This window comes from Helicobacter sp. 23-1045, from assembly GCF_053654655.1.
The window spans coordinates 129944-144013 of sequence record NZ_JBSIUR010000005.1; the positions used below are offsets into that span (position 1 = coordinate 129944).

Consider the following 14070-nt stretch of genomic DNA (forward strand, 5'->3'; position numbering starts at 1 on the left):
AATGCAAAAAAATACGCAAAAAAACATTCAAAATATTATTGAAGTGCGAAATCTCTACACGAAATATAAGGATACTTTTATCCAAGAAAATGTGAGTTTTAGTGTCGCTAAAAGCGAGATTTTTGGCATTTTGGGCGGGAGCGGGAGCGGTAAAAGCACGCTTTTAAGTGCGATGATTCGCCTAAAAAAGCCTGAAAGCGGGAGTATTCGCATATTTGGGGAGGATATTTGGCAGAGCAATTCGTTCTCGAGTAATCATTCCGCAGATTCGCTAGATTTGGAGCGTTCGCAGACCGCTAGTCTAGTCTCACACCCCAAATCTAGCGAAAACTACGAAAGCACTACTGCGATTCCTTCCGTTGTAGATTCTGCGAATCAAACAAAATTCGCAGAATCTAAAATAAAAATAGATGGTTACTTCGCTTCGCTCGTAAATCCTACGGATTACCACGATTTGGCGTCCGCCAAATCTCGCAATGACAATGTGGGGGAGAAAATCCTAAATCGCTGTGGCGTTTTGTTTCAATTTGGTGCGCTTTTTTCAAGTTTAAGCGTCCTTGATAATGTCGGCATTATGTTAGAAGAATATAGCGCCTATCCAAAAAGAGTCATAAATGAAATCGCCGCATATTACATTAACGCCGTAGGACTGCCCCAAAGCGTGAAAGAAATGTATCCTTATGAATTAAGTGGCGGTATGAAAAAGCGCGTGGGACTTGCACGGGCGTTAGTTTATAACCCTGAAATTTTATTTTTAGATGAGCCCACAAGCGGACTTGACCCCAAAAGTGCGGAGAATTTTGATAAACTTATAAAGCGACTAAAAGATGAGTTTCGCCTAACAATCGTTATGATTACGCACGATTTGGATTCAATCAAAGATGCAACGGATAGATTTATTTTGCTTGATAGCGGAAAAGTGCTGTTTGAAGGCAGTTTGGAGGATTTTAAGATGAGCGAAGTCGCACACAAAGAGACACTTTTGAAATCAAAAAGAGGAGAGCGATTATGGAGAGAGGGGTAAATTATATTTTCATCGGCGCGTGTTTTATGCTCTCGCTTGTGGGGTTTGTGGTGTTTATATTTTGGTTTAGCGATAGTGGGATTTTTAAAGATTCGACAAAAATTTATAAAAGTTACACGATGCAACCGCTAAATATTAAGGTAGATTCAGCGGTGAAATATAAGGGCATAAATGTCGGGCGCGTGAGTGCGGTGAGATTTCGCGATGAGAGTTTTAGCGAGATTGAGATAATTGTAGAGATTTTAAAAGATTTGCCCGTTAGGGTAGATTCTGCGCTAAAAGTCGAGCAAAGCGGGATTTTGGGGGCGAGCTTCTTAACGCTCTTGCAAAATGAAAAAAGTAATAAAATCGCAGAATCTGGCGCGACTTTAAAGATTAGCGGTGATTCGCTCTCACAAATTATGGAGGCTATCCCAAGTATCACAGGCAAAGTTGATTACTTGCTAAATAACGCAAATGAGGTTTTAAGCGAGGATAATGCAAGGCAAATCACCGCGATTTTGCTATCCATAAATGAAGCGACAAAAAATATCAACATTTTGGCGCAGACGCTAGGCAAAAACACGCAAGACATCGATAAAATCATCGCAAACATTAGCAAAATCACAGACTTGCTAAATGCCAAAATCACAAATGGCGAATATGATTTGAAAACTACGATTATGCCGATGCTTGGGGCGATTGAGAGTGCGATGAATGATATTAGCGCGTTTGCCAAAAATGGCAATGCGTTTGTCGAGCGACTGGATAATGACCCGTATAACACGATTTTTGGATATCGAAAGGATGAGAAATGAGAAAAATTGCGATGATTTTTGTGGCACTTTGCGGGGCGATAATGTCCGCGTGCGTGGATATAAACCTAAAAAGCGAATTGCCAAAAGTGGAGTATTATGAGCTAGATAATGTTCGCGTTGAAGTGCCAAAGTGCGGTGCGTGGGAGATTATCGCGCTAGAAGGTATCGAAATCCCGCAGAGCTTGGCGGGTAAAAATATCTTGCGAAAAAATGGCGATTTGGTGCGGAGCGTAGATGGTGTGCGCCTAAATGAAGGCATAAAATCTAGCTTTGAATCAATGCTAATAAAGACTTTTGCAAAACATTGCTTAAAAATCATCACACCGCCTTTTAGCGGGATAAAAGTGGAGAAATTTTTGCGAATAAAGGTGCTTGATTTTGGGGCGGATTTTGCGAATCGCGCGGGAGATTCGGCGAATCGTGCGAAAATCGCAGAATCTAGCGGAGATTCAGCGATAGATTCAGCGAAAAATGGGCGAGATTCAGCGGTAGATTCAGCAAACGCAAAATCTTATGCAAATGTAAATTTTGCCTTTTTGCTTCACCAAAATGGTAGTATTTTGCAAAGCGACATAATCGCAGAATCTAGCGCGATTAGCGACTTTAAAAGCGAAGCGATTGTCAAAGCATTGCAAGATTCGGCAAATAGCGCAATTGCAAATTTAGCAAATAAAATCATTCCAAAATAGTGTAAAATTCTAAAAATTTAAGGGGGAAAATATGACTTTGAGTGTCCAAATTAGCGATAAAAATAAAAGCGAGATTATGAGTGCAATTCGCCTTTTGCGCGGTGTGCGCGAAGTAAAAGAGAGCGATGATGAAAAACTACCCATCGAAACAAAGGCGGATTACAAAGCGTGGAAAAAAGCACGAAAGGAATTAGAACGCGGCGAAGCGATAAGCCACGAAGCATTGAAAAAGAAGTATGGACTATGAGTTACGCAATACAATATTCAAAGCAGGTAGAAAAATTTTTAGACAGCCACAAAGAATTGCAGGCGAAAATTTTATCTGCATTAGAAACAATCGCGCAAAATCCTTATGAAAATGCGCTTGATATTAAAAAACTGCAAGGCGAAACGCACAAATATCGCTTGCGAATCGGCAAATATCGCTTGCTTTATGAGATTATCGAACAGCAAATTTTAATTTACGCATACAAAATAGGCTCACGAGGCGATATCTATAAATAAAGGACTTCAAATGACAATCACGCGTTTTGCGCCAAGCCCTACGGGATTTTTGCATATTGGTGGGCTTCGCACGGCACTTTTTAACTATCTCTACGCCAAAAAAAACGGCGGAAAATTTCTCTTGCGAATCGAGGACACAGACTTTTCGCGCAATAGCGATGAGGCGGTGGGCGCGATTTTGGAGGCGTTTAGCTGGGTGGGATTAGAATACGACAATAAAGAAGTCGTTTTTCAATCCAAGCGGTTAGAGATTTACCGCAAATACGCGCAAGCTTTGGTGCAAAATGGCAAGGCGTATTTTTGCTATATGACAAAGGATGAGTTGGACGCCGAGCGACAAAAGGCGCAATCGCAAAACAAAATCTATCGCTACGACAATCGCTACCGCGATTTTAGCGGGACGCCACCAAAGGGAGTCGCCCCTGCGATTCGTATCAAAGCCCCTCTTGATGGCGAAGTGTGCTTTTATGACGCGCTAAAAGGCAAAGTGGCGATTAGCGCAAAAGAAATCGATGATTATATCATTATGCGAAGCGATGGGACGCCTACTTACAATTTTGTCGTGGCTGTCGATGACGCAGAGATGGGGATTAGCGATGTGATTCGTGGCGATGACCATTTAAGCAACACGCCAAAGCAAGTGATTGTTTATGATGCGCTGGGCTTTCAAATCCCGCGCTTTTGCCACATACCGATGATTTTAAATGAAAAAGGGCATAAATTAAGCAAACGCGATGGCGCGATGAATGTGATGGATTACAAGGCTATGGGATTTTTGCCCGAAGCGTTGCTAAATTTTCTCTTGCGACTTGGGTTTAGCCACAACGACAAAGAGATTTTTAGTTTGAGCGAAATGATAGAGCTGTTTAATTTAGGCGCGTTAAGCCACTCGCCTAGCGCGTATAATCTCTCCAAACTGCATTGGCTAAACAATCACTACATAAAAGAATGCGATGATTCGCGATTGGAGCGACTTTTGGGGGATTTTTTGGGCTGTGAAATTGCATTAGATTCTGCGAAAAAAGCGACTCTTTTTGCTGAAATCAAACCGCGCGTTGAAACGCTAAAAGATTTTGGTGCGATGATAGATTCTGTGCTAAATGCGCCACAAAATTACGATGAAAAGATGATGAAAAAATGCGATTTGCACCACAATAATTTAGATTTTGGCGCGATTATTGAGCGCGTGGATTTTGGTAGCGTAGAATCTATCAGCGATTCGCTTCACGCCTACGCCGATAAAAGCAACATAAAAATTGGCAAAATTATGATGAGTTTGCGCCTAATAATGCTTGGGCAAAGTGGCGGGATTGGCGTAAATGAGACGCTTTTTATCATCGGCAAGGATGAGGCACTTCGCAGAATCCACCACTTTAAATCCCGCTAGATTTTGCGCTAAATTTTGCGAGATTCTGCGCTAGATTCTGCGAGTTCGCGCCAAATTTTACGAGATTCTGCAAATAGATTCTGCTAGATTCTGCGAAATACATTAAAATCGCAGAATCTTAGCTCACCTTAATCGCATTTCGCCCAAAAATCATTCGCGAGAGTTTATTTATCACACGCACAAGGATATTTGGCGGAGCAAATACCGCCTTAAAATTCGCCTTATCCATCTCTACATTGCGCTTGATTTCGCAAGGGTGCGTTAGGGGGAAGGGCATTTCTTCTACGCGCATATTTTCAAACTTGCTTTCCCCTGTGGTGTGCGCTGCATCGGCGCGATTTAGACCGATATTTTGGATTAAATTATGTTTTGGATAAATGCAAAGCATCTCATTTTGCCAGTTGCAAAAACTCATAGGATAGTCCCAAGTGTCAATCTCCCCAGCGTAATAACTTTTAAAGGTTTTATGCCAATATTTTTGCTCCGCCTTGCTATCAAATGTAAGTTTTGCAAAGTCGCACTCAAAGTTTGCATTCTCTAACTCATATTTTTCCCACGCACGCGCCCACGAGGCAAATCCCCAAATGTGATTATATTTTGAGAAATAGTAACTCTCTTTCAAGATTTCCTTTGCCTTTGGCGCGAAGTCTAGCGCGCTCCACCCGCTAACCATTGAGATTTGCGGTGCGTCTTTATATATTTCTAGCATCTCATCGCAGAATCTATAAAAAGACTCATTCCCCACATCATCATCCTCTAAGATTATGCCTTGCTTTTCGTAGGAGAAAAACCACAATATCGCGCTACTTAGCGAGTGCTTGCACCCCAAGTGCTGCTCCAAAAAGCGTGTTTTGACTTCGCACTCCCAAGTGATATTTTGCAATACAAAGTCTCTGCATTCTGCGACTTTTTGCGATTCTGCGTGATTTCGCGCAGAATTACCCGCGATGTATAATCTCTTTGGTTTGACCTTTGCGATGCTTTCAAAGACTTTTTTGGTGGTCTCAATGCGATTAAAGATTAAAAACAAAATGGGATTTTGGACTAAATAACTCATTATGCGACCTTTTTGATGGGATAAAAATGATGTGTGCGAGAATCTATTAAAGATAATTTGCGTGAATATGCTAAAAACTTTGCTTGCTTTGCAGTGTGAAAAATGGGAGAATTTTTAAAATAGATTTTGGCAAATATCGCAGAATCTAATGAAATCTCCGTAGATTCTGCGTTTTTTAAGGTTTTAAGATAATTTTGGAAGGCAAAATATGAAGCAAAAAAATGGAAATTAAGAAAATGTGGATTTAAGCGGCAGTTTGCGCAGGCGCGCCTACTCTCTCTCTCTCTCTCTCTCTCTCTCTCTCGTTGCGCGAACTAAATTAGTAGCGACTTTGATGATTTTATTTTTAATACGCGTAGGCAGTGGTTTTTTAAGACTTGCATAGAAGTTTTGAAAGCGAGTTAGGGCGATTTTATTTTCCTCCAAATAATGGGGAAAAGTTTGCGGAAGCGCAAGATTTAGCGCGTCATTTTCATAAATATCGCTCTTTCCGCAATGCACTCCACTTCCATCAAATCCAATTTGGCGAATGTAGGGCACTTTTGGCACTAGATGAAGTCCGCTATGCTTGTATGCGATGAGGTAAAAAAATATTGCCCAGCTTTTAATTTTCCCCTTTTCATTTAAAATAAAGTCGCCATACGCATTTGTAAATCCATCTAAATTCGCGCCATAAATGTCATTTTCATTAAAATTCGCCCTAATCCACGCAATATCTCGCTTAAACAACTGCCATCTATCCGCCCAGCTCGCCCATCCCCAGCAGTAAAACGCACGAGAGAAAAAGCAGTCACTTAAACTATCATCGCAAATCTTTGGCACCCACGCATCAATACTAAAAACCTTTGGTTCGCTTTGATATTTTGCAAGTCCTAAATTCATATATTCCAAAAACGCAGGACTAACAACAATATCATCCTCCAAAATAATCGCCCTGTTATTTTCGCTCATCACGGCACTTACGCCATCAATAATATTATCTGCCAAACCAAAATTCTGCGTTCGTTTAACCAAAATAATGCGTTTAAAATCTGCGCTAGATTCTGCGAAATGCTCTAAAAATGCGGTGATTTTGTTGTGCGTTTGGACTTCCTTTTGCGAGGCATTTGCCTTTGGCGCGTCTAAAAAAATATATAGCGCAGAATCTTTTGCAAGATTATTTTGCGCCAATGCACTCAAAGTCTCTTTTAAATGCCAGAGGCGATTGTAGGCAAAAAGTGCGATGGGTGCTGGGGAAATCAAAGTATTTTGCAAAAATATTCCTTTTTAAAAAATGCGAAATTATAGCGAAATTAAAAATAAAATAAAGGTAGATTCTGCGATTTTGCTTCAATTTGCAGAATCTAGCGCAAAAAACGCAGAATCTATCGCAGATTCTGCGAATGGCGAAAATTTCGCAGAATCCACCGCAAAAAGCGCAGAATCTCAAATCAATCCCGCTTCTTTTAAAAAAATCGATGGCAAATAATTTGTATTTTTTGTCGAATCAAAATACGCAAAGCAGTAGTAGAGATTGCGCTTTGCGCGTGTGGTAGCGACATAAAAAAGTCTGCGCTCTTCCTCCAAACTCCCTGTTTTAGCCATAAGCTTAAAGTTTGGGAATCGTCCGTCCATCAAATCGATGATATAAACGCTCTCAAATTCTAATCCTTTGGAGGCGTGGATTGTGAGTAAATGGACGCCATCGCCACTGCTTGATTCCGCGCTATTTAGGATAATTTGGTTTAAAAAATGCGTCAAAGTGTCGTATTTTTGGGACAAGTTTTGCAAAATGGATAATTTTTTGTCGATGGCTTTGGTAAAATCATCGATTGCGCTTGAATCTGTGCCTTTTGCGCGAGTAGTGGCGATTTGTGATTTTAAATCGCTCCAAAATGCTGACTTTTCTATGTGGCTAAAAAGTGCGTTTAAATCTCTGCTTTTAAATTCAAATAACTGATAAAAATTATTTAAAAAAATCGCGCTTTTTTTATTTAGCTTTGGGTGGCAAAGAATGGGGTGAGAGTGAAAATTTTTGCTAATTGCGCTATTAAATCGCGCCGAATCTTCTTTGACAAAAATCTCATCAAATAGCCCAAGTTGCGCGTTTCGTGCACGGCTTTTGTAAGGATTTGCGCCGTGCGTGAGTTTTGGGCGAATCAAACCGCTGATAATATCGCCACCGCCTAAAAAACTCAATGCTTCATAAATCTCTTTTGCGATAACTTCCCCGATTTGCGCACCATTTGAGATAATATTCACAAATGCCATCATATCTGCGCGATTGCTAAAAAGGCTCAAAATATCGATAAATAGGGCGATTTCACGGCTTTCAAAAAAACTGCGTCCGCCCTTTTTGCGACACGCAATGCCATATTCGCGCAGTCCTGCTTCAATCAAATCCGAGCTAGTGTTGTTGCGAAAAATCACCGCAATATCGCCGAGTTTTGCGCCGTGTAGGGTAGAATCGGCGATATGTTTGGCGATGAAACTATATTGCTCTTTTGTTTGCTTAAAGCGCAAAATCTCCACGCGCGAATCATCGCTGTCGCGGACAACTTGTAGGCTTTTTGGGTAGATTCGCGGGTTGTTTGCGATGACTTTGTTTGCGACATTTAAAATCTTGCGCGTGGAGCGGTAATTTTTGTTTAGGCTAAAAATCTGCGCATCTTTATATCGCGCAGAAAAACTAGCGATAATGCCGATGTCTGCGCCATTAAAGGCATAAATGCTTTGGTCATAATCGCCCACGCAAAATAGCGAATCCGCGCAATACGCGCTAATAATGCTATTTTGCAAAGGATTTGTATCTTGGTATTCATCAACCAAAACTTCGCAAAATCCCACGCCACGCGCTAAAATCTGCTCTCTATACAAAAGCAATAAATCATCGTAACTTGCATAGTGATAGTGCTTTTTTACCTCCATAAATTCGGCGAAAATGTCGTCATAGATTGCGCTGTGGATTGATTGGTCGGGGTTGCGTGAAGTTATAAAATCACTAAAAGATTGTGGTGTTTGTGTTTGATTCGCAGAATCTGAGATATTGTCGTCATTTTTTGGATTAAATTCGCTAATTTTTTCTCGCAAAAAGGGCTGCACCCCCCGCCCCGCTCCCCCTACGCGCCAAAAAGCAGCTGCTTTTTCGCTTTTAGGGGGAGTGCCTCGCTTATCCGCTTCTAGCAAAAAATCGGCACTTGCACTACTGCTCGCTTGCTCCCGATTTTTTGCACCACGAAGCGGGCGAGATTTGGGTGCTTCGCACGGATTTGATTTTATTGTGGATTGCTTCGTTGTGGCTTCGCCACTGCCTCGCAATGACGGATTTTTTTCATTAGATTCTGCGATTTTCGCAGAATCTACAACGGAAGGAATCGCAGTAGTGCTTTCGTAGTTTTCGCTAGATTTGGGGCGTGAGACTAGACTAGCGGTCTGCGAACGCTCCAAATCTAGCGAATCTGCGGAATGATTACCCGAGAACGAATTGTGCGACTCCAAAGACGAATTGTCCGCACGGGGCGCATTTGTATTTATGTATAGCGACATTAAGTCATATAAATACTCCGCCTTATAATGCGCCACGCTTTCATCAAATCGCCGAACATTTACAATCGATTTTAGTAGCGTTTTTAGCTCTCGGGGCTGTTTTAGCGTGATATGCGAATGCTCTTTTAGGTAGCGATAAGCCACTGCGTGAAAAGTCCCCGCGTTTATTTGTTTTGTGATTGCGCTATCAAAATGTCGCTCCAAGCGCGAAATCATCTCATTTGCGGCTTTGTTTGTAAATGTCAGCAATAAAATCTCGCGCGGATTTATCCCGTCATTTAGCAACTTTGCGATGCGTCCTACAATCGTTGAAGTTTTGCCCGTGCCAGCGGAGGCGATGATTAGATTATGCCCAAATGGCGCATTTATCGCCGATAGTTGCTCGGCATTTAGATTGCGTAACGGCACTTAATTTATAAAAGCGCGTAATGATTCTAACTTAAAATACTGCGGATAGTCGCTTAAATGGCAGTGAAATTGCAATAATTTTTTGTTGCTAAAATTTAAAATTAGTGGCGATAAAAAATTCACACGCGAATCTTCGAGTGGCTTTTGGATTATCATCATACACCACACTTCTAATTGCGAATCTTGCGCCACATCAAGCAATGCTTGTGAGCTGACAGATAGCGCAAGTTTGTAATCACGCAAAACATAAGGATTTGCCAAACTCCAACTTACGCCATTTTCCGCACGAATCGTGGCAAAGTTATCATCGATTCGCATAAACTCCAACGCCTTAATATCCTCAAAGCCCATTATGGGCGCAACGACTTCAAATTTCACTTTGCTAATCCTAAATTTAATATATTTTGGATAAAATCCTGCATTTTTTAAAGCAAATTTTATGCCACAAATTTATCATAAAAAAGGTTATGCTATGGATTACAATGCGCAGGATTTTGAGAAAAAATGCTATGAGATTTGGGAGAAGCGGGGATATTTTGAAGTGGATTCAAATGCCAAAATCGCAAATGGCAAAAATTTTTGCATTATGATGCCACCGCCAAATATCACAGGTTCGCTCCACATAGGACACGCGCTAACCTACACTCTGCAAGATATTATCGTGAGATTTAAGCGAATGCAGGGCTTTCGCACACTTTGGCAACCCGGAATCGACCACGCGGGGATTGCTACGCAAAATGTAGTTGAGCGACAACTTTTAGCAAAGGGCATTAAAAAAGAGCAAATCGGGCGAGAGGCGTTTTTGCGCGAAGTGTGGGCGTGGAAAGAAAAAAGCGGTGGCGATATAATATCGCAATTAAAGCGTTTGGGTGCAAGTGCTGCGTGGAGCAGGACACGATTTACGATGGATAAAGGCTTGCAAAATGCCGTGAAAAAGGCATTTGTCGCGTGGTATGATAGGGGGCTAATATTTCAGGGCGATTATATGGTGAATTGGTGCACCCACGATGGCGCGCTTAGCGACATAGAAGTGGAGTTTGAGGAAAATAATGGCAAGTTGTATTATTTGCGATATTTTTTGAAAGATAGCGATAAATTCGTGGTGGTGGCGACTACGCGCCCTGAGACATATTTTGGCGATACGGCGGTAATGGTAAATCCAAATGATTTGCGATTCGCCCACTTAATCGGGCAAAAAGTGGTGTTGCCTTTGATTGAGAGAGAGATTGAAATCATCGCTGATGAAGTGGTGGATATGGAATTTGGCACGGGCGCGGTAAAAGTAACACCCGCACACGATAATAACGACTACGAAGTGGGATTGCGCCATAAGTTAGAATTTATAACGATTTTTGATAAAAATGGCATTTTAAATAGCCACTGCGGGGAGTTTGCGGGATTAGAGCGATTGGAGGCGCGAGAAGCGATAGTCGCACGGCTTGAAAGTGGCGGATTTGTAGAAAAAATAGAGGACTATACGAATCAAATAGGCAAATGCTATCGTTGCGGAAATGTCGTAGAGCCCTACATTTCAAAGCAGTGGTTTGTGAAAAAAGACATTGCAAAAGAGACGATAAAGCGCGTGAATGCGGGAGAATGCAAGTTTTATCCAAATGCGTGGCTAAATAATTTTAATGCGTGGATGAATGATTTGCGCGATTGGTGCATTTCTAGGCAGCTTTGGTGGGGGCATCGAATCCCTGTGTTTTACTGCGATAAATGCGGGATTAAGGTGGCTAGTGAAAAGGACAGCGAGGTTTGTGCGAAATGTGGCTCAGAGATGAGGCAAGATGAAGATGTGTTGGATACTTGGTTTAGTTCGGGGTTGTGGGCGTTTAGCACACTTGGTTGGGGTAATTCATCGTGTGGCAATTCGTCTCTTGATTTTGGCAATTCGTTCTCGGGTAATCATTCCGCAGATTCTGCGCTAGATTCTGCGATTCGCACAAAAATCGCAGAATCTGCCCCCACTTCGTCATTGCGAGGCAGTGGCGAAGCCACAACGAAGCAATCCACAAAAAATAATCATATGGATTGCCACGATTCTGCTACGCAGAATCTCGCAATGACGGAGAATAATACAGATTCTGCGAACGCAGAATCTAATAAAAATAATCAGTGCGAAGCACCAAAATCTCGCCCGCTTCGTGGTGCAAAAAATCGGATTCAAGGTTGCAGTAGTGCAACCGCCGATTTTTTGCTAGAAGCGGAAAAGCGAGGCACTCCCCCTAAAAGCGAAAAGCGGCAGCTTTTGGCGCGTAGGGGGAGCGGGGCGGGGGGTGCAGCCCTTTTGCGAGAAAAAACAAGCGAATCTAATCCAAAAAACGGCGATTTTATCGCAGATTCTGCGATTCAAACAACAAGTCTCCCCGATTTATCGCCACAAGACAACGCGCACAACGCGCTCTACACCGAATCCGATTTGACGGATTTCTACCCAAATTCGCTTCTTGTTACCAGCTTTGATATTCTCTTCTTTTGGGTGGCGCGAATGCTTTTTAGTGGCGAATCTTTGCTTGGCAAACTGCCTTTTAAGGACATTTATCTCCACGCCCTTGTGTGTGATGAAAATGGCAAAAAGATGAGCAAATCGCGGGGCAATGTCATAAATCCGCTAGTGCTGATTGAGACGCATAGTAGCGATATTTTGCGCTTTTCACTTGCATATAATTGCATTCAAGGGCGGGATATAAAAATCGGCGAAAATAGCCTAACTATCGGCAATGCGCTTGTTATAAAAATCATAAACGCGCTAAATTTTCTTTTGCTTTACAAAGAGCAACAAACAAATCAAACTTGTCATTTTGAGCGAAGCGAAAAATCTCAAAATAGAGATTCTTCGGCTTTTTCAAAGCCTCAGAATGACAATATGAAACGCGACTTTGCCACGCTTGATTCGATTAAATCTCCGCTTGGGCTTTATATCTACGCAAAATTCAACATTTGCGCAAAAGAAGTGCGAGACGCGCTTACTTCATATCGCTTCAATGACGGCGCAAACGCGCTTTATCGCTTTTTGTTTAATGATTTTTGCGATTTTGGCATTGAGGCGGTGAAGGCGCAAAAAGAGGCGGTTTTTGAAGTGGGCGCGATTTTGAGAGAGACTATGAAGTTGCTTCACCCATTTATGCCCTTTGTGAGCGAGTTTGTGTGGCAGAGTTTGCGTGGCAGTGAGATTGAAAATGCGGATTCGATTATGATTGAAAGATTCCCTGAATGTGAAAATAGTGTTAGCGCGAATCTATCCGTAAATAGCAACTTTGAAGTGATTAGAGATATTGTAACTACCATTAGACGCGCAAAAATTAGCATTGATTTGGCAAACAAGCCCATATCAACGGCATTTATTAAAGCAAATCTAAATGATACAAATTTAGCTGAAATTTTCATCAAAAAACTCGCAAAATGCGACAAAATCGACTTTGTAAAATCCAAAATGCCAAATTGTATCTTTGAAATTGGCGAATCTTGCGAAGTCTATATCCCCGCAAATGCGGTGGATTTGGGCGCACTTACTGCAAAATTAGAAGCCAAAATGCTAAAAACCCAAAAAGAAATCACCAAATTAGAACTTGTGCTAAATAACGCAAATTTCATCAAAAACGCGCCCAAAAATTTGGTAGATTCAAACCAAAACGCGCTAAATGAAGCAAATTCGCGCCTAAATAAAATCACCGAAGAGTTGCAGAATCTACGCAATTTAGGGGGAAATCAATGAAAACCATTAGCATTATAATCCCTTGCTTTAATGAAGCGCAAAATGTCGCGAGATTTTATAAAACAATAATGGGCGAAAAATGGCGTGAAATGGTGAGCGATTATGAGATGATTTTCATCGATGATGGTAGCACGGATGGGACGATTGATGAAGTCAAAACGCTACAAAAGAGCGATAAAAATATCCGCCTTATCAAATTTTCGCGCAATTTTGGCAAAGAGGGCGCAATACTTGCGGGGCTAAAAGGCGCGAAAAATGAGCTTATCACGCTTATGGATTGCGATTTGCAAGACCCTCCGAATCTTTTAAGCAAAATGATTGAGATTTATAATGCGAATGTTACTTCAAATGGCGTGGGGCGCGTGAAAATGATAGTCGCCAAACGCGCAAATCGCAGTGGTGATGGCAAAATCCGCGCATTTTTTAGCGAGATTTTCTACAAAGTCAATAATGCGCTTTCAAGCGTAAAGATTGTCTCTGGCGTGAGAGATTTTCGCCTAATGGAGCGCGAAGTGGTGCAGTCGATTTTGGCTATGAATGAATATCATCGCTTTTCAAAGGCGATTTTTGAGTTTGTGGGCTTTGAGAAGCAATATTTGGAGTATGAATATGTCGCAAGGGAGGGTGGCGAATCTAAATGGAGCTTTTTAAAGTTGCTACGATACGGGCTTGGCGGGATTGTGAGCTTTTCAATCACGCCACTTCGCGCAATCACAATCATCGGCATTGTGATTTTTGCGCTATCAGGCGCGTGGGGAAGCTATATTTTGATAAAAGCACTGATTTTCGGCGACCCTGTGAAAGGGTATCCTAGCCTAATGGTGCTAATATCATTCTTTGGCGGACTGCAAATCATAATGTTAGGCATTATCGGCGAGTATATAGGGCGGATTTATGAGCAGGGCAAGGGGAGACCGCATTATATTGTCGAATATGAATCTTAATGTTTTTTTGGTGGCGG

At 41.8% G+C, this 14070-nt stretch carries 13 protein-coding genes; 9 read left to right on the plus strand and 4 right to left on the minus strand.

The annotated features are described in order from the left end of the window. Position 1: 1 nt before the first annotated feature. Genes ACWIUE_RS06775 through gltX form a run of 6 tightly spaced genes read left to right on the plus strand, consistent with a single transcriptional unit; the run spans position 2 to position 4401 of the window. Entirely contained in the window at positions 2-1024 is a 1023-nt protein-coding gene (locus ACWIUE_RS06775; protein ID WP_454135956.1) for an ABC transporter ATP-binding protein, read from the plus strand. Next, a complete protein-coding gene (locus ACWIUE_RS06780; RefSeq protein WP_454135957.1) occupies positions 1009-1821 on the plus strand; it encodes an MlaD family protein in 813 nt (270 codons plus the stop codon). The genes ACWIUE_RS06775 and ACWIUE_RS06780 overlap by 16 nt, the downstream gene beginning before the upstream one ends. Continuing rightward, positions 1818-2510 (plus strand): hypothetical protein, encoded by a 693-nt coding sequence (locus ACWIUE_RS06785; protein WP_454135958.1) that lies wholly within the window; start codon positions 1818-1820, stop codon positions 2508-2510. Before ACWIUE_RS06780 ends, ACWIUE_RS06785 begins: the two co-directional genes overlap by 4 nt. Positions 2511-2541: 31 nt before the next feature. Next, positions 2542-2757, plus strand: a complete 216-nt coding sequence (locus tag ACWIUE_RS06790; protein WP_454135959.1) for a hypothetical protein — start codon at positions 2542-2544, stop codon at positions 2755-2757. Then, on the plus strand, positions 2754-3014 hold the full coding sequence (locus ACWIUE_RS06795) for a type II toxin-antitoxin system RelE family toxin (protein ID WP_454135960.1): 261 nt from the start codon (positions 2754-2756) through the stop codon (positions 3012-3014). The genes ACWIUE_RS06790 and ACWIUE_RS06795 overlap by 4 nt, the downstream gene beginning before the upstream one ends. 10 nt (positions 3015-3024) lie before the next feature. Further along, entirely contained in the window at positions 3025-4401 is a 1377-nt protein-coding gene (gene gltX, locus ACWIUE_RS06800) for a glutamate--tRNA ligase (RefSeq protein ID WP_454135961.1), read from the plus strand. 118 nt (positions 4402-4519) lie between these two features. Here the strand turns inward: gltX and ACWIUE_RS06805 are convergent, their stop codons facing one another. Next, a complete protein-coding gene (locus ACWIUE_RS06805) occupies positions 4520-5458 on the minus strand; it encodes a methyltransferase FkbM (protein WP_454135962.1) in 939 nt (312 codons plus the stop codon). Positions 5459-5728: 270 nt separating this feature from the next. Continuing rightward, entirely contained in the window at positions 5729-6712 is a 984-nt protein-coding gene (locus ACWIUE_RS06810) for a hypothetical protein (protein ID WP_454135963.1), read from the minus strand. A gap of 19 nt (positions 6713-6731) precedes the next feature. On the opposite strand from ACWIUE_RS06810, the gene ACWIUE_RS06815 reads away from it, so the two are divergent. After that, positions 6732-6926, plus strand: a complete 195-nt coding sequence (locus ACWIUE_RS06815; RefSeq protein ID WP_454135964.1) for a hypothetical protein — start codon at positions 6732-6734, stop codon at positions 6924-6926. Here ACWIUE_RS06815 and ACWIUE_RS06820 read toward each other — a convergent pair. Both ACWIUE_RS06820 and fliW read right to left on the minus strand, forming a co-directional pair. Beyond that, a complete protein-coding gene (locus ACWIUE_RS06820; protein WP_454135965.1) occupies positions 6884-9391 on the minus strand; it encodes an ATP-dependent helicase in 2508 nt (835 codons plus the stop codon). The two genes, ACWIUE_RS06815 and ACWIUE_RS06820, sit on opposite strands and share 43 nt — an antisense overlap. Beyond that, the gene (fliW, locus tag ACWIUE_RS06825) at positions 9392-9769 is read right to left on the minus strand and encodes a flagellar assembly protein FliW (protein WP_454135966.1); all 378 of its coding nucleotides are present in this window, start codon (positions 9767-9769) and stop codon (positions 9392-9394) included. 61 nt (positions 9770-9830) lie between these two features. Between fliW and ACWIUE_RS06830 the strand changes: the two genes are divergently transcribed. After that, positions 9831-13109 (plus strand): valine--tRNA ligase, encoded by a 3279-nt coding sequence (locus tag ACWIUE_RS06830; RefSeq protein ID WP_454135967.1) that lies wholly within the window; start codon positions 9831-9833, stop codon positions 13107-13109. Then, positions 13106-14053 carry a glycosyltransferase family 2 protein gene (locus tag ACWIUE_RS06835; protein ID WP_454135968.1) on the plus strand — a complete coding sequence of 316 codons (948 nt, stop codon included), beginning with the start codon at positions 13106-13108 and terminating at the stop codon, positions 14051-14053. Before ACWIUE_RS06830 ends, ACWIUE_RS06835 begins: the two co-directional genes overlap by 4 nt. The last annotated feature ends 17 nt before the right edge of the window (positions 14054-14070 follow it).

Bases quoted from the DNA above. Each gene is read 5' to 3' on its own strand.
- ACWIUE_RS06780 (WP_454135957.1), top strand. From the start codon at position 1,009: ATGGAGAGAGGGGTAAATTATATTTTCATCGGCGCGTGTTTTATGCTC.
- ACWIUE_RS06795 (WP_454135960.1), top strand. From the start codon at position 2,754: ATGAGTTACGCAATACAATATTCAAAGCAGGTAGAAAAATTTTTAGAC.
- ACWIUE_RS06790 (WP_454135959.1), top strand. From the start codon at position 2,542: ATGACTTTGAGTGTCCAAATTAGCGATAAAAATAAAAGCGAGATTATG.
- ACWIUE_RS06830 (WP_454135967.1), top strand. From the start codon at position 9,831: ATGCCACAAATTTATCATAAAAAAGGTTATGCTATGGATTACAATGCG.
- ACWIUE_RS06815 (WP_454135964.1), top strand. From the start codon at position 6,732: ATGCGAAATTATAGCGAAATTAAAAATAAAATAAAGGTAGATTCTGCG.
- ACWIUE_RS06775 (WP_454135956.1), top strand. From the start codon at position 2: ATGCAAAAAAATACGCAAAAAAACATTCAAAATATTATTGAAGTGCGA.
- ACWIUE_RS06835 (WP_454135968.1), top strand. From the start codon at position 13,106: ATGAAAACCATTAGCATTATAATCCCTTGCTTTAATGAAGCGCAAAAT.
- gltX (WP_454135961.1), top strand. From the start codon at position 3,025: ATGACAATCACGCGTTTTGCGCCAAGCCCTACGGGATTTTTGCATATT.
- ACWIUE_RS06805 (WP_454135962.1), bottom strand. From the start codon at position 5,458: ATGAGTTATTTAGTCCAAAATCCCATTTTGTTTTTAATCTTTAATCGC.
- ACWIUE_RS06785 (WP_454135958.1), top strand. From the start codon at position 1,818: ATGAGAAAAATTGCGATGATTTTTGTGGCACTTTGCGGGGCGATAATG.